Source organism: Streptomyces sp. NPDC001902, from assembly GCF_042891295.1.
GTDB lineage: Bacteria > Actinomycetota > Actinomycetes > Streptomycetales > Streptomycetaceae > Actinacidiphila.
Window position 1 is genome coordinate 21,073 of record NZ_JBIATA010000047.1, and the last position, 23,149, is coordinate 44,221.

15 protein-coding genes and 1 pseudogene are annotated in these 23,149 nt (G+C 70.6%); 7 read left to right on the forward strand and 9 right to left on the reverse strand.

Features of this window, described 5'->3' with window-relative positions:
* Positions 1-15: 15 nt before the first annotated feature.
* The 8 genes from ACFYYN_RS42035 to ACFYYN_RS42070 form a co-directional block, all read right to left on the reverse strand.
* Positions 16-1,185 carry a glycosyltransferase family 4 protein gene (locus ACFYYN_RS42035; protein ID WP_500549996.1) on the reverse strand — a complete coding sequence of 390 codons (1,170 nt, stop codon included), beginning with the start codon at positions 1,183-1,185 and terminating at the stop codon, positions 16-18.
* The gene (locus tag ACFYYN_RS42040) at positions 1,182-2,471 is read right to left on the reverse strand and encodes a polysaccharide pyruvyl transferase family protein (protein WP_500549997.1); all 1,290 of its coding nucleotides are present in this window, start codon (positions 2,469-2,471) and stop codon (positions 1,182-1,184) included. Before ACFYYN_RS42040 ends, ACFYYN_RS42035 begins: the two co-directional genes overlap by 4 nt.
* Positions 2,468-3,793, reverse strand: a complete 1,326-nt coding sequence (locus tag ACFYYN_RS42045) for a lipopolysaccharide biosynthesis protein (RefSeq protein WP_500549998.1) — start codon at positions 3,791-3,793, stop codon at positions 2,468-2,470. The genes ACFYYN_RS42040 and ACFYYN_RS42045 overlap by 4 nt, the downstream gene beginning before the upstream one ends.
* Positions 3,786-4,925, reverse strand: a complete 1,140-nt coding sequence (locus ACFYYN_RS42050) for a glycosyltransferase family 4 protein (RefSeq protein WP_500549999.1) — start codon at positions 4,923-4,925, stop codon at positions 3,786-3,788. Before ACFYYN_RS42050 ends, ACFYYN_RS42045 begins: the two co-directional genes overlap by 8 nt.
* Entirely contained in the window at positions 4,922-7,465 is a 2,544-nt protein-coding gene (locus ACFYYN_RS42055) for a DUF2206 domain-containing protein (RefSeq protein WP_500550000.1), read from the reverse strand. Before ACFYYN_RS42055 ends, ACFYYN_RS42050 begins: the two co-directional genes overlap by 4 nt.
* Positions 7,462-8,571 (reverse strand): glycosyltransferase family 4 protein, encoded by a 1,110-nt coding sequence (locus tag ACFYYN_RS42060; RefSeq protein WP_500550001.1) that lies wholly within the window; start codon positions 8,569-8,571, stop codon positions 7,462-7,464. The genes ACFYYN_RS42055 and ACFYYN_RS42060 overlap by 4 nt, the downstream gene beginning before the upstream one ends.
* Positions 8,572-8,577: 6 nt before the next feature.
* Positions 8,578-9,165: a hypothetical protein gene (locus tag ACFYYN_RS42065; protein ID WP_500550002.1), complete on the reverse strand. Its 588-nt coding sequence runs from the start codon at positions 9,163-9,165 to the stop codon at positions 8,578-8,580.
* Between the two features lie 351 nt (positions 9,166-9,516).
* Complete coding sequence (locus tag ACFYYN_RS42070; RefSeq protein WP_500357460.1) at positions 9,517-10,614, reverse strand: LamG domain-containing protein; 1,098 nt, start codon at positions 10,612-10,614, stop codon at positions 9,517-9,519.
* Positions 10,615-11,404: 790 nt separating this feature from the next.
* Between ACFYYN_RS42070 and ACFYYN_RS42075 the strand changes: the two genes are divergently transcribed.
* The 5 genes from ACFYYN_RS42075 (at position 11,405) to ACFYYN_RS42095 (ending at position 19,277) form a co-directional block, all read left to right on the forward strand.
* Complete coding sequence (locus tag ACFYYN_RS42075; RefSeq protein WP_500550003.1) at positions 11,405-12,913, forward strand: glycoside hydrolase family 26 protein; 1,509 nt, start codon at positions 11,405-11,407, stop codon at positions 12,911-12,913.
* Between the two features lie 498 nt (positions 12,914-13,411).
* Positions 13,412-14,776, forward strand: a complete 1,365-nt coding sequence (locus ACFYYN_RS42080) for a glycosyltransferase family 2 protein (RefSeq protein WP_500550004.1) — start codon at positions 13,412-13,414, stop codon at positions 14,774-14,776.
* A 56-nt stretch (positions 14,777-14,832) separates the two neighbouring features.
* Positions 14,833-16,035, forward strand: coding sequence for a glycoside hydrolase family 113 (locus tag ACFYYN_RS42085; RefSeq protein WP_500550005.1), 1,203 nt, complete (start codon positions 14,833-14,835; stop codon positions 16,033-16,035).
* Positions 16,036-16,051: 16 nt separating this feature from the next.
* The gene (manB, locus tag ACFYYN_RS42090; protein ID WP_500550006.1) at positions 16,052-17,152 is read left to right on the forward strand and encodes a mannose-1-phosphate guanylyltransferase; all 1,101 of its coding nucleotides are present in this window, start codon (positions 16,052-16,054) and stop codon (positions 17,150-17,152) included.
* 49 nt (positions 17,153-17,201) lie between these two features.
* Positions 17,202-19,277 carry an acyltransferase family protein gene (locus ACFYYN_RS42095; RefSeq protein WP_500550007.1) on the forward strand — a complete coding sequence of 692 codons (2,076 nt, stop codon included), beginning with the start codon at positions 17,202-17,204 and terminating at the stop codon, positions 19,275-19,277.
* A 30-nt stretch (positions 19,278-19,307) separates the two neighbouring features.
* Here ACFYYN_RS42095 and ACFYYN_RS42100 read toward each other — a convergent pair whose 3' ends face one another.
* A complete protein-coding gene (locus tag ACFYYN_RS42100) occupies positions 19,308-20,543 on the reverse strand; it encodes a nucleotide sugar dehydrogenase (protein ID WP_500550008.1) in 1,236 nt (411 codons plus the stop codon).
* Between the two features lie 624 nt (positions 20,544-21,167).
* Between ACFYYN_RS42100 and ACFYYN_RS42105 the strand changes: the two genes are divergently transcribed.
* Positions 21,168-22,874: a glycerol-3-phosphate dehydrogenase/oxidase gene (locus tag ACFYYN_RS42105; protein WP_500328077.1), complete on the forward strand. Its 1,707-nt coding sequence runs from the start codon at positions 21,168-21,170 to the stop codon at positions 22,872-22,874.
* A 102-nt stretch (positions 22,875-22,976) separates the two neighbouring features.
* A pseudogene (locus ACFYYN_RS42110) lies at positions 22,977-23,149 on the forward strand (serine/threonine protein kinase); the annotation flags it as partial.

Sequence of the window (23,149 nt, forward strand, 5' to 3'; positions counted from 1 at the left end):
GCGGGCCGGCCGTCGCTACAGCGCCTGGAACAGCCTGATGTAGCGCTCCATCAGGCCGTCCCAGGCGAAACGTCGTTCCGCCTCCTGCCGGCCCCGCGCGCCCAGCCGGTCGGCGAGCGCGGCGTCGGTCAGCACCCTGCGGCACGCGGCGGCCAGCGCGCCGGGATCGCCGGACGGGACCAGGAGCCCGGTCTCGCCGTCCGTCACGACGTGCGGGATGCCCCCCACGGCGGCGCCCACCACCGGGGTGCCACAGGCCATCGCCTCGACCAGCACCATGCCGAAGGACTCCGCCTCGGTGCGCGAGGGCAGTACCGCGAGGGCGGCCGTCCGCACCGCGTCGACCAGGGCGTCCCCGGTCAGTTCGCCGGCCGCCTCCACCCGTTCCGCGATGCCGAGTTCCGCCGCGAGCCGCAGATGGTCCGGCACCGCGTCGCCGCCGCCGACCAGGCGCAGCCGCGCATCGGGCACCTCGGCCGCCAGCCCGGCGAACGCCCTCACCAGGACGTCGACGCCCTTCCAGGCCGACGAGCGGTCCATGCGGCCGACGTACACGACCGTGCGGGGACGTTCCGCGGCGGGCCGCCCGGGGGTGAACCGCTCGACGTCGACGCCGGGGGTGATCTCGACCGCGTGCGGGTGCCCGGCGGCCAGCGAGACCGGCGACACCGCCACCAGCGTCCGCGCCCGCCGGAACACCCGCGGCAGCACGCGGCGTTCGTACAGGCCGATGAGCCGGTCCGCCGCACCACTGCCGGGCTCGCCCTTGTGCATCGAGCCCGCGTGGTAGGTGAGGACGGCCGGCCGCTTCCCGGAGACCGCCACCGCCAGGTCGGCCAATCCGGGGACCGGGGCGTGGGCGTTGACCACCTCGGCCCCGGTCCGGCGCAGCCAGCGGCGCAGTTGCAGCGGCCACAGGGGGCTGAGCGGGGTGTTGGACAGCTTCAGCCAGGCGCCGAGCCGGATGACCTGCACGCCCTCCTCGACGTCGACGGTGGTGCGGAGTCCGGAGAGCCGTGTCGTGATGACGACCGGACGCAGCCCGGGGGCCTCGGCGACCGCGCGGGCGATCCGGGCCGCGTAGTTCTCCACGCCGCCGACCTTGGGCGGGTAATACGGTGCGACCACCGCCACCGTGCGGGTCCGGCGACCGTGCTCCCCGAGCCGGTCCGTGCGTACCGTCACGCGACCTTCGCCGCCCGCTCGGTTGCCTGACGGGTGCCCGTGTCCGCGGCGGCGCGGAGCAGGGCGGGGAACTCCTCCGCCCGGGCGATGTACGCGGGCAGCCGCTGCTGGAGCACCGCACGGTACGCCTCGGGGTTCGCGCGGAGCTTGTCCACCAGGGCCCACAGGGCCGGGTAGGTGACCTCGGCGATCGGCACGACCCACTCACCGAGGCCGAGGTCGGCCATGATGCCCCGTGTCTTGTGCTCGTACTCGATCGCGACGCACGGGACACCACTGGTGAGCGAGAAGATCACCGAGTGGAAGCGGGTCCCGATGAGCAGGGAGCACTCGCCGTACAGACCCTTGAGGTCGCGGTAGTCGACGCGCTCCTCGATCCGCAGCGGCGCGGTCGCGCAGTAGTCCGCCACACGACGTTCGACGATGCGGTCGTCGTCGCCGAGGTAGTCCGTGGTCACCTGGGGGATGAGTACCACGCGGGCCCCGTCCGACTGGAGCGCGTCGATCGTCCGGGCGAGCGCCCGCTCGTAGCGCTCCTGGGCGGCCGGAGCGAGCCAACGACGCGCGGTGAGACCCACCAGCGGCTCCTGGGCCCCGACCTGGAGCCTGCCGCGCCAGTTGGAGGTGACCTCGGGCGCGAAGGCGAAGCCGGAGTCGATGGCACGCTGCACCTGCCGCGCGGACACGCCGCACTCCTCGAGCAGACCGACGCTCACGTCCTCGCGGGCGAGCACCAGCGCCGCGCGGCGCAGTACGCGGCCGACCAGCAGGCGCTGCGGCTTGCCGGGGAACGGGCCGAAGGACTGGGGCGCGAAGACCACGGGCACCCCCGCCTTCTGCGCCAGCAGCGCGGGTAGCAGGACGAAGAACACGTTCTGGTATCCGTCCAGCCCGGGCCGTGCGAGGAGGTACCCGCCGCCCATGGACACCACCATGTCCGCCTCGGACACGGCGTCGGCTTCCCGGCGCGCTTCCGCGGGGAGCAGCCTCAGCAGCACGTTGGCGACGGCCCGTGGCAGCAGCAGGGCCGCCGTGCCCACAAGAGCCACCAGCAGCTTGCGCAGCAGGCGCCGGGACCGGGACACCCCGCCGTCGGCGACGTGGCGGCGGATCGAGCCGAGGTTGTCCACCCCCTCGAACGAGGGGTGGGCATCGGCGTCCTCCATGCCCGCGATGGCGAGCGTGGCGCCCGGGAAGGCCTCCTTGACATGGCGGAGGCAGACCGACAGCAGCGCGGCGTCCCCCGCGTTCTCCCGCACGTACGCGTTGATGACGACGATTCTCACCGGTGGTACCCCTCGACTGGGCTCATGGCGGGTTCTTCCAGGGGGATGCCCGGTTCCGAAGCCCGCAGCTGCGGCACGGCCGCGCGCTTGCCGAACAGGGCGACGGCGGCGTAGAGACCGCTGGCGAGGTTGCCCACGCCCCAGGCCCAGCCGAGCCACACCAGTCCCCGCGGCGCCCACAGCGCGGCCAGACCGATGGTGACCACGGCGTAGACGACGTTGCTGAGGACCAGTTGCGTCATCTTCCGGGCGAGCTTGAGGGCGAAGCTGGCCCACGTGTTCAGTGCGACGGCGAGGGCTCCGCAGGCCAGTACGGCGAGCAGCGTCTGCGCGCGGTCCGCGTAGGGACCTCCGAACATCCGCAGGAGGAGTCCGCTGCCCAAGGCGACGACGAGGACCGAGGGCACCTGCACCGCGGCGATGATGCCGGCGGACCGGCGGAGCAGTACGGAGAAGCGCGAGGGATCGTACGAGACCTCGGCGAACACCGCCTCACCGACGGAGAACGACACGGAGTTGAGCAGGGTGGCGATCTGGAAGGCGATGAAGTAGTAGCCCGCCGCCGCCGCGCCCAACTGCTCCAGGACGATCAACGGGAGGACCAGCAGCGGCGCGAGGTTGAGCAGGCTGGAGACGTAGCTCGCGAGGGAGAAGCGGAACTGCTCCAGCATCCGGGTGCCGCGGGCGCGCAGGTGGAACCGGAAGCCGAGCCGGCGGCGCATCAGGATCAGCGAGACCAGCGCCGTCGCCACGTAGCCGCCGCCGTTGGCACCGAGGATGCCGACCGAGCCGTAGGCGACGAAGGCGACCGGCAGGGCCAGCTTGACCAGCCCCTGGAGCAGGCCGTAGACCAGCGCGTTCTGATGGGCCATGCGGGCGCTGACGAAGACCGAGAAGGTCAGCTGGCTGACCGCCGCGCAGATGCAGAAGATCACGAACGCGGCGGCCGCCGACGCGTGGTCGCGGACGAAGACCAGCTTCTGCGCGTAGACCGGCAGGCCGAGCAGGTAGACGGCGGCGATCACGGACGAGACCGCGCCGACCAGCACGAGGGACTGGGTGAGCTGTCCGTTGCGGGAGGCGGCCGGAGCCGGGAAGCGGATCAGCGTGCTGTTCAGTCCGAACAGGCTCAGATAGGAGATCAGCGAGGTCGCCGATATGAGCGATGTGGCGAGTCCGACCTGTTCGGGGGTGTAGAAGCGGGCCACCACGACCCAGAAGACGAAGCCCAGTCCGGCCGTGGTCACCGTGGACGCCATCAGGAAGAAGGAGCTGCGGTACACCTGGTCCTGCGACAGGGCGCGCTTGCCGTTCCTAGCCATGGGTGGTCGCTCCCGCCGCCTCGCGGTAGCACTCGGACAGCGCGCTCACGTGCTCCTCCCAGGCGAAGGCCGTCGTCGCGAGCTCGCGCGAGTACCGGCCCATGCGCTCGCGCCGCCGCTCGTCCCCGGCGAGCGCGGACAACGCGGAACGGATCTCCTCGGCGTCCCGGTCCAGCAGTGTGACGCGCGACCGGTCCAGACCGTAGGGCGCGTAGCCGGGGTCGTCGGTGGTGACGACGGGCAGGCCGGAGGCCATGGCCTCCTGGACGGTGAGGGGGAAGCCCTCCGCGGTCGACGGCAGCGCGAAGACGTCGCAGGCCCGGTACGCCTCGGCCAGTTCCTGCGGGGGCAGCCCGCCCAGGTGGTGCACGCCCGGCCGGCCCGCCAGGGCGGCGGAGTCGCCGTCCCCGGCGAACACCAGGTCGTAGCCGGCGGAGGGGTCGTGGCCGGACAGCAGCAGGTCGTAGCCCTTCTTCGGCACCAGGCGCCCCACGAAGAGCACCAGCGGCCGGTCTTCGGGCAGCCCGAAGCGCTTGCGGGCCAGCGCCCGCTCCTCGACCGAGGCGGCCGGCCGGAAGAGGGTGGTGTCCACGCCGTTCGCGAGGTGGCGGGCCCGGGCGGGACGGGCGCCGTGGCGGAGTACGAAGTCCGCGACCGAGGCGTTGAGGGTGATCACCGTACGGGCCCGCCGCAGCAGGCCGCGTCCGGCGACGGCGTACACGGCCCGCTGCACCCCGCGCACCAGCGCGGACGGGTGCTCGACCAGGGCGACGTGCTGGGTGACCAGGTGCGGGGTGCGAGTGAGCACGGAGGCGAGTCCGGCCGTCCACGAGGTCAGGTACAGGCAGTCGTGCACATGGACCACATCGGCCCGGCGGGCCCAGCGGAGTGCGGCCGTCAGCAGCCTGGGCGACAGGACGGGGAAGGGCACGCCGGCCCGCTCCGCGCCGTTCCACGCCGCGACACGGACGACGCGTACGCCGTCCTCCTGGCTGATCGCGCTGCGCGTGCCGCTGGTGAGCACCGTGACGTCGGCACCGCGCGCGGCGAGGTGCACGGCCTCCATCCGGACGACGTTCTCGATGCCGCCGACGTGCGGCGGGTAGTAGTGGCTGACCAGGAGGACCCTCATCGGTAGATCCTCGCTCCCTCGCTGCTGTAGATCTCGTTCTTGGTCGTGTCGAGGAGGCCCGTGGGGTAGCGGAAGGTGACCAGGTCGCCCCGGTAGGAGAACGTCATGCGTCCGGTGCGCACGGTCGAAGTGCCCAGCAGGACGTAGGAGTCGGTGCGCAGCTTGGTCGGGAAGACGTCGCCCACGACGGGTCCGGTCAGGATGGTCTGCTGCCGGTTGAAGGTGAAGCGGTCCGTCTGCACCAGGGACGGTTTGCCCTCGGCCGCGAAGCGCTGCGACAGCCAGTAGGCGGCCATGCGCTCCTCGGCGCTCGGGTAGTACACGTCGTAGTACTGGCCGGCGTTGCTGAGCTGCAACTGCGGCGGATAGCCGCCCAGCAGCTTGGGCACCACGCCGGTGAGGTCCAGGAAGAGGGCCACCACCAGCGCGTACACCGTCACGGTCCGACGGCGCCCGGTCCAGCGCAGGGCGGAGAGCATGCCCGCCGCGATGAAGGGCGCGAAGAAGAACAGGCCCTGCTGGAAGGCGCGGAGCACGCCGTAGTCGACGGAGAGCTGGGGCACGACCGTGAGGACCCCGAGGAGGGCGATGGCGCCGATGGCCAGCGTGGTCTGCTCGCGCCGTGGGCGGAAGGCCCCGCGTCGCCCGACGTCGATGACGATGAGGCCGATGATCAGCAGGAGCTGCATCATGCCGGCGGTGAACTGGCGCAGCAGGGAGTTGACCGTGGTCGCCTTCAGGCCGATGCCTTCCAGCACCCGCCCCGCGGCGGTGGGGGCCATGTTCTGCTTGGGCACGACAGGGGTCGCGTAGGCGTCCACCGTCTCGAGGGGCAGGTACGTCCCCTTCGCCCGGTCGGCGGTCGTCTCCCGCACGGTCTCCTCGCGGTAGTCGCCCAGTCGCTGCTCGGCCGTCAGCGAGGGCCCGCCTCCGAAGAGGCTGTACGAGGTGTCGGACGAACCGACGCGCGCGTGCCCCGGGTTCTTGATCTCCTGCACGACCGCGCTCAGCGTGCTCCGCAGCTGCCCGCTCGTGTGCGTGACCGGGCCCGCCCAGGCCAGTGCCATGACCGCTGCCCCCGCCACGATCCACCAGGTCAGGAAGGGCGCGGCCTCGGTAGGGCGGTATGTGCGCTGGCGCGCGCGCCTGGACCTGTAGCGGTCCACCGTGCGCCAGATCACGTCGGCGACGAGGGCGACCCCGAGGACGACGATCACGACGTAGATCGTCGAGTAGTGCGAGAGCGTGATGCCGGCCAACAGCACCACGAAGGCGATCTGCCGCACGCGCAGGGGCCGCCCGGAGTCGGTGAGCACGACCATGCCGCAACCGAGCAGGACGAACGCGACCTCCTGGCGGCCCAGGAAGGTCATGTCGGACAGGAAGGTGGGGAAGAGCATGAAGAAGACGGCCGACAACAGCGACACCAGATGCGGTGCGACGTTGCGGACCGAGCGGTGGACGAGCACCGGAGTGAGCGCGAACAGCAGCGGCAGCACGATCTTGAAGATGTAGACGTCGGGGATCGCGGTGAGCCGGAACACGCTCACGGGCAGCAGCGTGATGCTCAGGCAGGCGTTGTAGGCGTCGGGGTACTTGGAGACGTCCCAGAGCGATCCGCCGAGCGTCAGCCGGTAGTACTCGTACTCGCGCTGGATGTCGTGTCCGGTGATGGACCAGCCGCGCAACGAGTTCAGCATGAGCAGCGCGGTCGCGCCGAGGAACAGGCCGGTCTCGAGGACGGTGACCGGGTAGCGCCGGCGGCGGACCATCAGCAGGACCAGCAGCGCGATGACGGCCGGCATCGCAGCCGTGCTGACCGCCCCGCCGTAGCCGTTGTTCAGCCTGATGGGCCCTGCGACCGACAGCACCAGGGCGACGCCGGCGAACGCACCCACGGGGATCGCGCCCGGGGGCAGTCCGTCGCGGAGCCAGGACCTGCTCTTGTCGGCCCGTTCCTCCTCCGGCACGAACGCGCCGATCACGATGAGCGTGAGCGCCGTGGCCCCGGCCAGGGACACCCTGGTCAGCGGGCGTTCCACCCCGGCCAGTGGCAGCACCGTGTTCACGGCGAGGGCGATCACGAGATCCGTGACGACCGCCATGCCGACGGCGAGCAGGAAGCTGCCGTCCCTGGTGGACACCACCCGGGAGGCGACGCCGCGCCACACCGCGACGGGCGCCCCGAACAGCAGCCACAGGCCGGCCACCGTCAGCAGCACCCCGGGCACGCCGGGCAGCATCTCCACGACACAGGCCACCGCGATGGCGAGCAGCACCCCGAGGCGCCCCCGTACGAGGTCCGCGAGCCGCAGGCCGGCGGCCTGGGCATCGCCCGCCGACGCCGCGTCGCGGCGCGGGCCCCGGCCCTGCCGCTTCCGTTCGTGCCCGGACCCGGCCGACGAGACGTCGCTCTCGGCCGGCTCCGGCTCCGGCTCCTGCTCCGGCTCCGGTTCCAGATCCGCGTCGTCCGCCTCGACGGCCCACGACGGGCGGGAGGCCGTGCGCCGACCGCTGCTTCCCGTGCCACGGGCCGTCATACGCCGGCCTCTGGGTAGACGTGGGCGTAGACCTGCTCGACCCGGGCTGCCACGGCCTCCCAGGAGTAGTCGGGGGCCGTCGCGGCACTCCTGCGGGCGAGCCGCAGGCGCAGACCAGGGTCGGCGGCCACCGAGTCGATGGCGGCGGCGAGCGCCGCCGGTTCGGGAGCGGCCAGCAGCCCGACGCCCTTGAGCAGTTCGGCGGTGCCGGGGACGTCGGTCGCGACGACCGGCAGGGCGGCGGCCATCGCCTCCAGCGCGACCAGCGGCATGCCCTCCCGGTCCGAGGGCAGCACGAAGACGTCGGCGTCCGCGTACGCCCGCACCAGGTGCTCGCCGAGGAGCCCGCCCGAGAACTCGACGTTCCGCAGCCCCAGTTCGGCCGCGTGCGCCTCCAGCTTCTCCCGCAGCTCGCCGTCGCCGACGATCCGCAGCTGCACCGGCTCCCGCAGCAGGGCCGTCGCCTCCAGCAGCCGCGCCACGTTCTTCTGCGAGCTCAGTCGGCCGACGAACAGCAACCGCAAGGGACGTTGCGCCGTCTCCCGCACCGGCATGAAGTAGCCGGCCCCCACTCCGTTGGGGACGACGAACACCCTGTCCGCCCGGACGCCGTACGTCTCGCGGACGAAGGCGCCCTGCTCCTCGGTCAGCACGATCACCCCGGCGGCGGCACGCATCGACCGTCCGAAGACGTGCTTCTTGTAGGCGGGCAGCAGCCCGCCCAAGCGCCCGGAGGCTTCGACGTCGAGGTGGAAGTGGAGGATGAAGCGCTGTCCGCGCACGCGGGCGATGACGGCGACGAGCTCGGGCATCAACGCGTGCGCACAGTGCACGTGCAGCACGGCGTCGCGCGGCGCGCGCACCGCCAGCGAGACGGGCAGGCCCGGTGCGACCGCGGTGTGCGCGACCTCGACCGCGCGGTGCCGCCGTATGGTGACCCGGCCGGCGCCGTAGCGGCGCGGTCCGCCGTCGGCACCGAGGGCGGTGGTGATGACCCGCACGTCGTGGCGCTGCCCGAGCTGGATGGCGAGGTGCTCCACCACGCGTTCGAGCCCGCCCAGATGGGGCGGGTAGTACGGGGTGATCTGCAGAATGGTGCGTCGCATCAGGCTTCAGTCTCGTACGTCAGGGGGCGGCGTACCGAGCGGCCCGGTCACGGCCTTCGGCGTCACGAAGTTGTAGTGCAATGTCTGCTCGTGGCCGACGAGGGCCACCCGTACGAGCGTCGTGCCCGTGGTCTTGGTGAAGCGCGTGACGACGGGCACGGCTTTGCCGTCCTTGGGTTTCAGCCCGACCGTCCTGGTGGCCACGACCTTGCCCTTGGCCGATTCCAGCGTCAGCTTCAGCCGCAGCGGTGCCGGGCCCGTGCCGTGGGCGTTCACGGCGACGGGGACGATCAGCGTGCTGCCGTCGAAGCGGGGCGCAGCCGTGAAGTAGATCTCGGTGAACGGGGCCGGCTGCCGGGTGAAGGACTGCAGCAGCACCGTGCGCACCGACGGCACCGACCAGAGCCCGGCTCCCAGAGCGACGGCGACCACCACGGCCACCGCCGCACCGGCGATCCTGCGTCGCGGCGAGGCCGGGGGACGGCGTGTCTCAGGGTCCTGCTGGTCCACAGGTGCCTGGCGGGGTGACGGCTGATCCGCTTCGGGGTCCGGTTCCGGAGCGTGGTCGTCGGGCTCGTCGGTCGGCTCGGTCATGGCGTTCCGCCCCGCTCTGCGGTCTCCCGGCCCTCGGCCGCCGGGGCCGTGACACCGGGCAGGGGGGACACCTCACCGTACGCAGGGATGGCTCCGGACAGGCTTCTCATGTGTCATCCCCCCCGGGCGCTCGTCGGGGCGGCAAGCCCGTATGAGTTTCTCCGCAAGGCATCTCGGTGCATGGGAAGGATCGCCGACGCTTGGTGGCGATGACGGGGAACTCCGGCCAACGAAGCTCGCCGCTCACCCGGCAGTCAATGAAGTGCGGAACGGATGCGACTCTAGTCGAATACCGCGAACCACTGTCGATGGTGTGACCAACTCGTGATGGCGAACGGGCAAAAGCGCTCGTCAGCCGACAAGCCAGGAGGCGATGGGCTTGGCGTCCCCGCCCGCCCCACCCTTCTTGAGGCCCGCCACCTGGTCCGGTGTCAGTGCCTTGTCCCAGACCATGACGTGACCGAGGACGCCGGCCCAGTAACCTCCCCACACCCCGTGCGTACGGACGCGGCCGAGTTGCAGCGGACCCTTTCCGGCCCAGATCCCGGGGACCTTCGTGGAATCGGCCGGATTCCCGTCCACGTAGAGCGCGATCGTCTTCTTCCCGGCGTCGTACGTGCCGGTGAGCAGAGCCCACTGGCCGACCGTGTTGACGTTCGCGGCCGCCTCGGCCTGCAGGATCGTGCTGTCCGCCCCGCCGTCGGCGGTCTGCACCTTGAAGACCCACGTGCGGTCGGCGCCCGAGGCCTCCCGGCCCAGGCTGAACGAGGGCGAGACCCCGTCACCCTGGCTGATCGCGGAGCGGGAACCGCCCGGGGCCTCGTTGTAGACCCATGCCGAGATGCTGAAGCTCTTGGTGACGTCGATCAGTTGCGAAGCTGACTGGGCGTAGGAATTGCCGTTGCTCCTGAGCCTGACCACGAAGCCGTTGGTCACCTTGCTCACCCCGGCGTCCGGCCCGAGGATGAGGTTGTTCTGCCCGGACTTGTCCGCGAGGGCGTTGTCCTCCCCGGGGACCGTCGGCGAATCGGCCGTGGCGGTGGAGGAGACCGACGCGCTGGGGGAGGGCGACGGGGCGGCCGCGTCGTCCGTGTCCTTCGTGTAGTGGAGTGCGACGACGCCCGCTCCCACCCCGAGCACGCACGCCACCAGGACGATCAGACCCGTCCTGAGTCTGTGGCGGCGACGCTGCCTGGTCTCGTTGGCGTCGGCCAGGGCCTGCCAGTCGGGCTGGGGCGAGTAGGAGGGCTGCTGGTAGCCGGTGGCCGGCCCGAAGCCGGGTTGCCGGTACCCGGGCTGCTGCTCGGGTATGTGGTGCTGCGGGTACCCGTAACCGCCCGGTGCCGCGGACGGCTCGGGAGCGGACGGCTCGGGAGCGGACGGGGTGTTCCAGGGGCTCCGCCCAGGAGCGGCAGCCGCGTCTTCCGGGTTTTCCACGGGGTCAGTCACATCACGGATGCTAGAGCAGCACCGTGGTGTCCCGTAAAGCCACTTCGCGAGCGTTCCTGGTCCGGTTCCTCACCCGGAACGGCGAGCCGCGGGAGGAGCACCGTCGCCGGTCCGGGTGCTCCTGATGACCTTGTGCACGCGGTACCCGGCCTTCTTGCGGGCGGGCCGGAGATCGGAGGAGCCGGGCCGTTCGTCGTACATGTGCGAGGCCTGACCCGCCCCGACGTGGCCGAGCGGGCCGATCACGAGGGTGGTGACGAGTACGTCGGCCCCCGACGTGGACCCTGCGGCGCAGGCCGGCGATGCGGGCCTTCGCGCCGGCGGCGGGTATCAGGAGCGCCACCAGCCAGACGACGGTCAACGCGATGCCACGCCGCCAGCGGGACCGCTCCCAGGGGAACTTCCGTGTCCGGCGAACACCTCGATGCCGATCGCGAGGGGGGCCACGGCAGCGAGGCGTACTTCGTCCTGTCGGCCAGGGACACGGCGACGCCGGCCGTTGGTGGTCCGGCCCTTCGTCATGCGCGGACGCCGCGGACGCCGCGGACCGGCTCACGTGACGTCGGACACGTCACGCCGTTCTCCGGTCCGGCCGCCCTCGCCGGGAACGTGCAGCCTGGGCCGATCAGTTCGAGCCATCCCCGGAGGCAATCATTCCGTAACCAAAAGTTTCTCTTTCTGCTGATAGGCAAGATGCAGATAACGGACAGTCGGTGCCCCTCGGGCATCTGGCGTCGGTGGGAGTCTCATATATGCTTCCGATGCTCGGCTGCGTGTTCGACTCGACCGGGTGCTCGAGCTCAAGAAGTTCCAGCGCGTCGAAGTGGCGGTGTCGCCGACGCACCACCGCTGGCGGCGCGGCACCTGCCCGCAGCGTGAACAGTGGCGGCGGCGGGCCGGAAAACGAGCGGGCCGGCGCCTCGGTGCCGGCCTCGCACTGCCTGGGGGACTTCTCCTGATGCGTAAAGGGTGGATCCGATATGCCCTGTTCGGCGTGGTACTGGCGGTACTGCTGCCGCTGATCGTGCCGGACTCGGCGCAGATGGGCACAGTGGCCGCGCAGCGCATCGGGACGGATGTGCGAACCCGGGACCCCGAGGCGTCTTCGTCGGCTCGTGCGGTGTACGCGATGCTCGCCGGGCTGGAGAACGACGCCCGCGCCGGCCGGCCCACCCGCACCGTCATCGGCCAGCACGACGAGCTGCAGAACGAACGCTACAACGGCACCTACGGCGACTACCCGGGGCGCAAGCAGCCCGGCTACTACTACCGCAAGCCCGCCGACATCACCGGGCGCCTCCCGGGTTTCCTGGAGGTGGACCTGGGTCCCGGATACGGACAGTCGTCCTGGGGTGTCGGTGAGCCGCGCCCCTACTCCGCCGCGTGGCCGAGTTGCCGCCCGTACTGGGGCTACACCAACGACGCCACGGACTTGGCCGTCGGCGTGTGGGAGGGGATGAACGCCGGTTCGCACTGGGACTGCTCCGGCGGCCGCACGGTGACGCTGCCGGGCAACGGCGGTCGCCCGGCCGGCATCGTCGGCATGTCCTTCCACGAGCCCTATCCGGGCAGCCCGGTGAAGGGCTATGCCGACACGCTGTGCCGTAACTCACCCGCGGCCCACGACCCGAAGTGGTTCGCCCGGGTGGTGACGCCCGGCACGGCCGAGCAGCACGATCTGCTGGTCGACCTCTCCTTCCTCGCCGACCACCTGGCCTACCTCGCCGCTCGTGATGTGCCGGTGCTGCTGCGGCCGTACCACGAGATGAACGCGAGCGGCTGCTCCGGCGGGTTCTGGTGGGCCGGCCAGCGCCCGGAGTTGTACCGGAAACTGTGGCAGACGATGTACGGCTACCTCGTCGGCACCAGACGCCTGCACAACCTGATCTTCGTCTGGTCGCCCAGCCCGTGGGAGGGGAAGCACGGCACCGATCCCTGGGCGTACTACCCGGGCGGTGAATACGTCGACGTGGTGGGTGTCGACGACTACAGCGACACGCCGGAGCGGCCGTTCCGGGGGGAGCCGTGGACTCAGATCTGGTACCGGGGGTTGGCGCACTACGACAAGCCGCGCATGATGGCGGAGTCCTTCCACGTCCCGCTCTCCGCCGCGCAGCCCGCCACGCTCACGGCGGCGCCATGGGTGATCTGGAACGTATGGGGAAGCGGACTGACGGACCACAACTCGCCATCGGATGTGCGGCGGACCTACTATGCGCCAGCCGTCCTTACCGGCGGCACTTCGACACAAGGCGGACGTTTCGACTGGGGATCACTGCACAAGCCGCCTGATCGCTGATCGAACGCACTCGCGCTCCTGCGCGACGAGCCGCGCAGCCGCAACCGTAAAAGGGTTGTACGGACGCGGTGTGAAGGTTCTCACGGCCCGGCGAAGTTGATCACCGGAGATCTAAAGGTCCAGGTCAGCGCCTCGCCTCTGGAGTAACACGTGTACCGTACGGTTAACTTTTGAACACAAGTTCTCCATGGGATTCCCTTGTATGGCGCAAGCGTGCGAGGATCGTGCTCCTGTTCGGTCAGTGGTTTAGGCGCCTGGGGGGCATCTGAGCGCCACTGGCCAAAACGTCCGAAAGTCGTTGAGGGGTAGGGGCCCGGGACAGGACGTTGTCGTGGTAGGCCCAGCCGTGCCATGACAGGGATTCTCGCTGGCTCAACGCATTGTCATCTGCAGGGGAGTTCAACAGTCGCCATGGCCGTCACACAGGTCGATGGGGTTGTGCCGCACTCGCGGCACAACGCCAAGTTGGCACAACGCACCGCCGCTTGGAAGCCGGGGATGCTGCCGTTCCTGATTCCCTTCACGCTGCTGCTGGCTTTCGGTCTGTGGTCGTACTCGCCCAGCCGGACCCCGCTCAGCTGGGCGCTGAGCATCGTCTGGTCGCTGCCCGTCGTGGGTGTGCTGGTGGGTATCCAGGGCGCGTGGCTGATCCGCCGCAGGATCAAGCGCAGCGTCAACATGGTGCCGCCGGCCCCTGTCGAGCAGGACTTCCTCATCGTGCTGGTGCCGACCATCGGACGCCACGACACCTATCCGGCGCTTGAGCGCTCCGTGCTCTCGTACGTCGAGCACCTGCCGGAATGGTTCCCGTACATGCGCGTGGACGTCCTCACCGAGGAAGGCTGCGAGGCCGCGGCGGACATCGACCGGCTGGCCACCGTCCACCCGCTGATCCGTGTCGTCACGGTGCCCAAGGCGTACGCCACGGCCAACGGCACCCGCTTCAAGGCACGCGCCAACCACTACGCGCACGAGCTGCGCATCGCCGAGGGCGAGGCGCTCGACGACGTGTGGGTGCTGCACATGGACGATGACACCGGGGTCGGCCCCGACACCGCGGCGGCGCTCGCGCAGTTCATCAACCGCCAGCGGCGCGCCTCGCCCGAAGAGGCCAAGCACATGGCCCAGGGGATTCTCACCTACCCGCGCGAAAGCGCGGTCAACATGTTCACCTGGCTCGCCGACGCCGTGCGCCCCGCGGACGACATCGCGCGATTCCGGGCGCTCACCGGAATGGGAACCCCGGTGGCCGGCGTGCACGGCGAACTCCTCGTTCTCCGGGCTTCGATCGAGGCGACGATCGGCTGGGACTTCGGGCCGAAGGCAATTGTCGAGGACGCACAACTCGCCCTCTCGTTCTGCCGTCGTTATCCGGGACGCAGCGACTGGTTCAACGGCCGTTGCTACGGCGCTTCTCCCGCCACCGCCAAGGATTTCGTGAAGCAGCGCGACCGGTGGGCCTGGGGTCTGGTCGCCCTGTGCTTCAACCGGACGATCCCGCTCCGCTACCGGTGGTTTCTCGCCATCTGTGTGGCGACCTGGATCCTCGGTCCGCTCCAGCACATCGGCGCCGTGCTGCTGTTCGGCTGGCTCATCAACGACATGAACACCTCGCCCGTGACCCAGTCCGTGGTCATTCTCTGGGCCCTCAACTTCGCCTACGTCGTCTGGACCTACTGGGAGGGTCTGCGGCTGAACGCGGTCGCGTCGGCCAGCGGCCGGCGCAAGTGGTGGGAGCCGATCGTCGTGGTCGCTCTCATCCCCGTCTTCTCCGTGATGGAGGGACTCGGCGGCTTCAAGGGCTTCCTGAGGTTCGTCCGGCGCGAAGAGAACAAGTTCGTCGTCATCGCCAAGCCCGCCTGACCGCCCGGAAGACAACTGACATGCGCTCGCGCCTTCCCCTGCTCGCCGTCTTTCCGGTGAGCGTCCTCAGCATCGTGCTGGGCACCCCCTTCGTCCTCGGCGACCACCCGGTCCGCTGGGTGTCGGGCTCGGCGATACCCAAGATCGTCGTTGGCGACGCCGGGGACTCCGCCACCCCGAAGGGCGACGTCACCGACACACCGTCGGCGTCCTCGCCGTCCGATTCCCCGTCTTCCCCCGCCGAAGCCCTCCAGGTCGCCAAGCCCTGGAAGAAGGGCATGGCCCAGTGGGGCGTACAGCTCTACTGGGAGGAGGAGAAGCGGAAACGATCCGACACGTTCATCGAGGCGCAGGCCGGCAAGCAGGCGAAGTACCTCATCGGCCTGGGCGCGAACTCGGTGTCGGTCTCGTTCCCGTTCTTCATCGAGAACTCCACGTCCAACAAGCTCTCGGCCGGTGCCAAGACCCCGTCCCCGGAACGTCTCGAGCGCGTGCTGAAGGTCTTCAAGGACGCCGGGTTCCGCACCACGATCCGCCCGATCCTGGACGAAGGCACCCTGGAGCAGTCGAACGGCTGGCGCGGAAACATCGAGCCCGACTCGCGGTCCGCCTGGTTCGCCTCGTACAAGCAGTTCCTCACCCCGTACCTCAAGGTCGCCGACGACACGAAGGCGGACACCTTCGTGATCGGTACCGAGCTGAACTCCCTCGAAGGCGACACCGGCTGGGACAGCCTGGTCACCTACGCCGAGAAGGACTTCTCCGGTGAGGTCGCCTACGACGCCAACTGGGACAACTACGTCTCCGGCCGGATCAACATGCCGGTCAACCACCTCGGCGTCGACGCCTACTTCCCCATCAAGGTTCCGGACACCGCTCCGGTCCAGGACCTGGTCGAGGGCTGGAACGACTGGCTGGACAAGAAGGCCACCGGTCCGCTGCCGAACATCCTCGTCTCCGAGACCGGCATCGGCGCCATGGACGGCGCCTACCACGCCCCCGGTGACTTCTACGTCAAGCGGGCCGTCAACCCGCAGGTGCAGGCGCATTGGTACGACGCCGTCTGCCAGGTCGTGCAGGAGCGCAAGATGCAAGGCATCTACTGGTGGTCGCTCTGGTTCGACGACGACCCGAACACCAAGCCCGACGACAAGGTCGCCTCCCGGCTCGACTTCGCCGGGCGCCCCCTCTCGGAGAAGGCCATCAAGTCCTGCTTCACCTCTGACTACGCGGGACCCGGTACCACCCCCACCAGCTGACCGAGCGGAGGCAATCATGCAAGAAGCCATCATCCTGGTGGGCGGCAAGGGAACCCGCCTGCGCCCGCTGACGAACCACACCCCGAAGCCGCTGCTCAATGTGGCGGGCTCGTCCTTCATCCGGCACCAGATCGCCAAGCTGATGGACGCGGGGGTCGAGCACGTGGTGTTCGCCACCTCGTACCTCGCCAGCCTCTTCGAGGAGGAGTTCAAGGACTTCTCCCGGGATCTGCGGATCTCCTACGCCGTCGAGGACGTCCCGCTCGGCACCGGCGGGGCCATCCGCAACGCCGCGCGCCTGCTGCGCGGCGGCCCCGCCGACGCACCGGTCCTCATCCTCAACGGCGACATCCTGTCCGGCGTGGACCTGCGCGCCATCCTGGCGCGGCACGAGGAAAAGGACGCGGACGTCACCCTGTACCTCACCCGGGTCGCCGACCCGCGCGCCTTCGGCCTCGTCCCCACCGACGAGGACGGCCGGGTGCTGTCCTTCCTCGAGAAGCCCAAGACGGCCGAGGAGTGCGTCACCGACCAGATCAACGCCGGCTGCTATGTCTTCGGCCGGTCCGTGCTGGACACCATCCCCGCCGGCCGCGAGGTCTCGGTCGAGCAGGAGACCTTCCCGCAGCTCGTCGAGCAGGGACGGCGCGTGTTCGGCCACACCACGGATGACTACTGGCGCGACCTCGGTACGCCGCTGGCCTTCGTCCACGGCTCGGCCGACCTGGTCACCGGCAAGGCGACCTCCCCCCTCGTGGAGACGCCCGCCGACAACCTGATCCATCCCACGGCCTCCGTCGACCCGACCGCCCTCGTCACGGGCGGCTCGACGATCGGCCCGCATGCCCTGATCGGTCCGCACGTGGTCGTCGATCGCTCCATCCTCGGTGCGAACGTCACCGTGGCCGAAGGCGCCCGCATCCGCGAGTCCGTGGTCGACCACGACTCCTCGATCGGCAGCGAATCGTTCCTTCACGAGGTCGTCGTGGGCTGCCACGCCCACATCGGCGCGCAGAACGAGCTGCCCGCCCAGCTGCGGCTGTCGTGCGGCATCCGCATTCCCGCCCAAGGGGTGCGCGTCAGCGGAACGGCTGTCGCCTGCCCGACGGTCCACTGAAGCAGCCGGTCGGCCCCCGCGGGCCCAACCGGGCATTTTCTGGAGAATCGTGACCACCCACGCCTCAACGGCCGTCAGTCCGCAGCCTTCGCACCGGCACCGGCCGGAGCCCCAGCCGGAGAAGACGGACCGCCTGCGCAAGTACCGCCCGGACCTCCAGGGTCTGCGTGCCGTCGCCATCATGATGGTGGTCGCGATGCACTGCGGCATCGTCGACATCCACGGCGGCGTCGACATCAGCTTCGTGCTGAGCGGCTTCCTCATCGGCAGTCAGCTCCTCGGTGAGATCAGCCGGACCGGCAAGGTCTCGCTGGGCAAGTTCTGGGCCCGGCGCTTCCGCCGGCTCGCGCCCGGCGCCTCGCTCACCATCGTGGTCACCGCGGTCTTCGCCTGGTTCTTCGCCGGTCCGTTCTCCTTCCGCGACTACATGAAGGACGGCTTCGCGGCCTCCCTGAGCTTCATCAACTGGCGGCTCGCCGAGAACGGCACCGACTACTTCGCCAACGACGGAAGCCAGTCCCCCTACCAGCACTTCTGGTCGCTCGGCATCGAGGAGCAGTTCTACGTCGTCGCGCCGATCGCGCTCGTCATCGTCGCCTGGCTCAGCCGGGTGCTCACCCGCAGCCGCTTTCTGATAGGACTCTTCCTCGCCGCGGCCATCGCCGGCTCGCTCTACCTGTCGGTCACCCAGACCAAGTCCGACCAGCCGCTCGCCTACTTCGGCACCCAGACCCGGGTCTGGGAGCTGGCCCTCGGCGTCTTCGTCGCTCTCAACGCCAGGCTCCTCTCCCGTATGAACCTGTGGTTCGCGGGCTTCCTCACCTGGGTCGGCATCCTCGGCGCGGTGGGCACCGCGCTGCTCATCAACGAGCACACCCCGCTGCCCGGCTACGCGGTGGCCGGGCCGGTGGTGGGCGCCGCACTGGTGATCGCCGGCGGTTGCGCCGCGCCCCGCCTCGGTGCCGAAAAGCTCCTCGACAACCCGGTCTTCGACTTCATCGGCAATGCCAGCTACAGCTGGTACCTGCTGCACTGGCCGCTGCTCATCTTGTTCCCGGAGATCATCAACCGGGAGTTCGGCTATTCCGACCGCTGGCGGGTGGCGGTGCTCTCCTTCCTCCTCGCCGTCTGCATGCACTACCTCGTCGAACGGCCCTTCAAGGCGAACGTCCGGATGGTCCAGATACCGTGGCGCGGCATCCTCATGGGGGTGTCCCTGACCGCCACCGCCGCCGTCGTCATGACTCTCGCCGTGCGTGTGGTGCCGCTCAATCTGTCCATCACCCTGTCCGGGAACAGCGCGGCGGCCGTGGGCTTCAGCGGCACCGACTCGGTGAAGGCTGCGGTGGCCGAGCGTGCCACGCCCGAGCTCAGCGAGGAGTACCTGCTGAAGTCACCGAAGGATCAGACCGGGCACGGGTGCATCGACAACATCGACGTCGCGACGTTCGTCATGCGTGACGACTGCGTCATCGGCGACCCGGACGGGAAGGCCACGGTCGTCGTCTTCGGAGACTCCCACTCCTGGCAATGGGGCAACGCCTTCGAGGAGGTCGGAAAGAACCTCCACGCGAAGATGGTGACCATCGCGAAGGGCGGCTGCAGCCCGGAGGCCTACAAGATCACCCGCGAGGATCTCGGACGCGACTACAGCGAATGCACCAGCTGGCGGAAGTCCGCCATGGACTACATCGCCAAGATCAAGCCGGACGTCATCGTCGTCACGGACCGCGCCCAGCCGACCGCCACACGCGACGGCGCCGAGGAGACGTTCGACGCGCTCAAGGCCACGGGTGCGCACCTCATCTTCCTGACGGACACCCCGTATCCGGGCTTCAGCGTCCCTGACTGTCTGGCAGGAAGCTCGGACAAGATCTCGTCCTGCAGCCCGAAGGCCGAGAAGATCCTCGACCACCCGGAGATCCGTGCCATGGAACGCGAAGTGGCCGAGGAACACGGAGCCGAGGTCATCGACTCCACACCCGCCCTCTGTGCGGACGGGTACTGTCCCGCCGTGATCGGCGGAAGGGTCGTCTACTTCGACTACAGCCACATGACGGGCAGCTACGCCCGCTCCCTGGCCCCCTATCTGGAGCCGACCTTCAAGAAGGTCCTGGCGAGCTGATCGCGTCGGCCCGATCCCACCCCGGGCGGCTCACAGCCGGGCGGCGGCTCCGGCCGGGGTGGCCCCGCGGGTGTCCAGCATCAGCTGGGCCTTCACCGCCAGGCCCTGCATGTCGTAGGTGCGGTGGTGCTGGAGCAGGACCGTCAGGTCGGCGTGCGCCGCGGCCTCCCACAGGGAGTCGGCGCGGGGGACCGGGCGGTCCAGCACCCGCCACTGCGGGGCGTACGGGTCGTGGTAGCTCAGCTGCGCCCCCAGCTCGACGAGCCGGGCGCCGATCTCGCCGGCCGGCGAGCGCTCCTGGTCCGGCAGGTCCGGCTTGTACGTCACGCCCAGCAGCAGCACGCGCGCCCCGCGCAGCGACTTTCCGTGCTCGTTCAGCAGGGCGGCGGCGCGCTGCACCACGTAGCGCGGCATGCGGGCGTTGACCTCCTGCGCGTACTCGACCAGGCGCAGCGGATGGCCGCCCACCCGGCCCTGGTACGGCCGGTGACCGGGGTCCAGCGGCATGGTGTGGCCGCCGACCCCGGGGCCGGGGCGGAAGGCCTGGAAGCCGTGGGGGCGGGTCTCGGCGCAGCGGATGACGTCCCAGACGTCCACGCCGATGTCGTGGCAGAACACGGCCATCTCGTTCGCCAGGGCGATGTTGACGTGCCGGTGGTTGGTCTCCAGCAGCTGCACGGTCTCCGCCTCGCGCACCCCCCGGGCCCGGACGATCCGCTCGGTGAACCGGCCGTAGAAGACGGCCGCGGCCTCCGTGCAGGCGGGGGTGAGCCCGCCGATCACCTTCGGTGTGCCGGGGTGCCGCGCGGGGGCGTACGCCAGGTGGAAGCCGTGGCCGGCCCGCAGGCCGGAACCCTCCTCCAGCAGCGGACGCAGGAAGTCCTCCGTCGTCCCCGGGTACACCGGCGACTCCAGGACGACCGTGCTGTGCGGCCGCAGCTGTCCGGCCAGCGCGCGGGCGGCCTCCGCCAGCGCCGTCAGGTCCGGCTCCCCGCCTTCCCCGAGCGGGGTCGGCGCGCACAGCACGGCCGCCCGCACCCGGCCCAGGGCGGCCGTGTCCGCGGTCGCGCGGAAGCCGCCCGCGAGCATCCGCCGCACGTCGGCGGCGGCCAGCGCCCCGCAGGGCACCCGGTTGCCTGCGTTGATCGCCTCCACGACGTGCTCGTCCGGGTCGTACCCGATCACCCCCAGCCCAGCGGCGCTGGCCGCCTGCGCGAGGGGCAGCCCGGCGTGGCCGAGTCCGATGACTGCGAGGTCTGCGGGCATGGGGGTCCTCTCCGGCGGCGGGGTGCGTCCTGGTACGTCCTGGTACCCAAATGGCGCGAAATCAGGCTAACCAGACAGGTAGCTGATATGACTGCACGCCACGCGGTCCGGCCTCGCCCGGTCACCTCTCCTCGCGCCGGGGCTTTGGCCACGCCTGCGGCACCGTGCGCTCCGGGCAGGTGCGGCACCGTCGTGGGGTTGCGCCGGCCCTCCCCCAGCCACCGCTGGGAGGTGCCCCCGGCCTCCGGCGAGCGGCCGACCCGCAACGCCATGGCCGTTGCGGTCCGGCGTTGCCACAGGTGCCCTTCTGCCCCCCTCCAGCCGTCAGTCGCTCCGACGGGAGGGGGTGTGGCGGGGTGCGCCCATGGAGGTCCCCCCCGGCCGAAGGCTGGGGGAGTGCGCCGGCGCGGCACCGACCACACCCCAACATGGCGCGGGCCCGCACCGACCGTGCCGGGCAATCGGGCGGGAGGGTGGGGGATGCCCGCCGCAGGCGCAAACAACCCGCACGGACGAACCGGGGACCGGCGGAGCCCGAAGTAGCCGGGGGCCACGACACGGGTAACGATCGTGGGGACGGGGAATGCGCTGAGGCGCGACCCCGCGTCACGACGGGAGGCCAGGATGCTGACGGCGACACTGGGACCGGCGGAGCGTTCCTCCGCGCTCGCCCGGATGGCGGAGCAGGAACTCGACGTACTCGTGGTGGGCGCGGGCGTCGTGGGCGCCGGGACGGCGCTGGACGCCGCGACGCGCGGGCTGGCGACCGGCATCGTGGAGGCCCGCGACTGGGCGTCCGGGACGTCGAGCCGGTCGAGCAAGCTGATCCACGGCGGGCTGCGCTACCTGGAGATGCTGGACTTCGCCCTCGTCCGGGAGGCCCTCAAGGAGCGCGGTCTGCTGCTCCAGCGCCTGGCGCCGCACCTGGTGAAGCCGGTGCCGTTCCTGTACCCGCTGCAGCACCGGGTGTGGGAGCGCTTCTACGCGGGCGCCGGTGTGACGCTGTACGACACGATGGCGTTCTCCTCCGGGCACGGCCGCGGTCTGCCGCACCACCGCCACCTGAGCCGGAAGAACGCGCTGCGGGTGGCGCCGTGCCTGCGGAAGGAGGCCCTGGTCGGGGCGCTGCAGTACTACGACGCGCAGATGGACGACGCCCGGTACACGATGACGCTGGTCAGGACGGCCTCCGCGTACGGCGCGCTGGCCGCGAACCGGGCCCGGGTGATCGGCTTCCTGCGCGAGGGCGAGCGCGTGGTGGGCGCCCGGGTCGAGGACGTGGAGGCCGGGGGCGTCTACGAGGTGCGCGCCCGGCAGATCGTGAACGCCACCGGGGTGTGGACGGACGACACGCAGGCGCTGATCGGGGAGCGCGGCCAGTTCCACGTGCGGGCGTCCAAGGGGATACACCTGGTCGTGCCGAAGGACCGGATCCACTCCTCGACGGGGCTGATCCTGCGGACCGAGAAGAGCGTGCTCTTCGTGATCCCGTGGGGCCGGCACTGGATCGTCGGGACCACGGACACCGACTGGAGCCTGGACAAGTCGCACCCGGCCGCGTCCAGCGCGGACATCGACTACCTGCTGGAACACGTCAACTCCGTGCTCGCCGTGCCGCTGACGCGGGACGACGTGGAGGGCGTGTACGCGGGCCTGCGGCCGCTGCTGGCCGGGGAGTCGGAGGCCACCAGCCAGCTGTCGCGCGAGCACACCGTGGCGCACCCGGTGCCGGGCCTGGTGGTGGTCGCGGGCGGCAAGTACACGACGTACCGGGTGATGGCCAAGGACGCGGTGGACGCGGCCGTGCACGGTCTGGCGCACCGGGTCGCCGAGTGCGTCACCGAGGAGGTCCCGCTGGCCGGCGCGGAGGGCTACCACGCCCTGTGGAACGCGCGGGCCCGGATCGCGGCGCGCACCGGCCTGCACGTGGCGCGGATCGAGCACCTGCTCAACCGCTACGGCTCGCTCTGCGAGGAACTGCTGCAGCTGATCGAGGACGACCCGTCGCTGGGCCGCCCGCTGGGCGCGGCCGACGACTACCTGCGTGCCGAGGTCGTCTACGCCGCCTCGCACGAGGGGGCGCGGCACCTGGACGACGTGCTCACCCGGCGCACCCGCATCTCCATCGAGACCTTCGACCGCGGCACGCTCAGCGCCCGTGAGGCCGCCGAGCTGATGGCCCCCGTCCTGGGCTGGGACAAGGAGCAGGTGGAGAAGGAGGTCGAGCACTACGAGAAGCGGGTCGAGGCCGAGCGGGAGTCTCAGCGCCAGCCCGACGACCAGACCGCGGACGCCGCCCGGCTGGGCGCCCCGGACATCGTCCCGCTGTAGCCGCCGCCGGTACGCCGCGCGAGGCGTGGGCCACGGCTTTGGCGGTTCCCGTGGCCCGGCCGGATATCGTTCCTTCTCGTAGGTTGCAGGAAGGGGCGCGCGATGTCCGAGCTCGGACGCCTGGTGGCCGGGAGATACCGGCTGGCCGAGCGGATAGGCCGTGGCGGCATGGGCACGGTCTGGCGGGCCGAGGACGAGCTGCTGGGCCGTGCGGTGGCGGTCAAGCGCCTCCACCAGCCCCAGCCGCACCTGCAGGACGACGAGCTGGAGACGTT

Coding starts and splice junctions, on each gene's coding strand:
- ACFYYN_RS42045 (WP_500549998.1), bottom strand. CDS start 3,793: ATGGCTAGGAACGGCAAGCGCGCCCTGTCGCAGGACCAGGTGTACCGC.
- ACFYYN_RS42050 (WP_500549999.1), bottom strand. CDS start 4,925: ATGAGGGTCCTCCTGGTCAGCCACTACTACCCGCCGCACGTCGGCGGC.
- ACFYYN_RS42055 (WP_500550000.1), bottom strand. CDS start 7,465: ATGACGGCCCGTGGCACGGGAAGCAGCGGTCGGCGCACGGCCTCCCGC.
- ACFYYN_RS42060 (WP_500550001.1), bottom strand. CDS start 8,571: ATGCGACGCACCATTCTGCAGATCACCCCGTACTACCCGCCCCATCTG.
- ACFYYN_RS42065 (WP_500550002.1), bottom strand. CDS start 9,165: ATGACCGAGCCGACCGACGAGCCCGACGACCACGCTCCGGAACCGGAC.
- ACFYYN_RS42080 (WP_500550004.1), top strand. CDS start 13,412: ATGCTGCCGTTCCTGATTCCCTTCACGCTGCTGCTGGCTTTCGGTCTG.
- manB (WP_500550006.1), top strand. CDS start 16,052: ATGCAAGAAGCCATCATCCTGGTGGGCGGCAAGGGAACCCGCCTGCGC.
- ACFYYN_RS42100 (WP_500550008.1), bottom strand. CDS start 20,543: ATGCCCGCAGACCTCGCAGTCATCGGACTCGGCCACGCCGGGCTGCCC.
- ACFYYN_RS42105 (WP_500328077.1), top strand. CDS start 21,168: ATGCTGACGGCGACACTGGGACCGGCGGAGCGTTCCTCCGCGCTCGCC.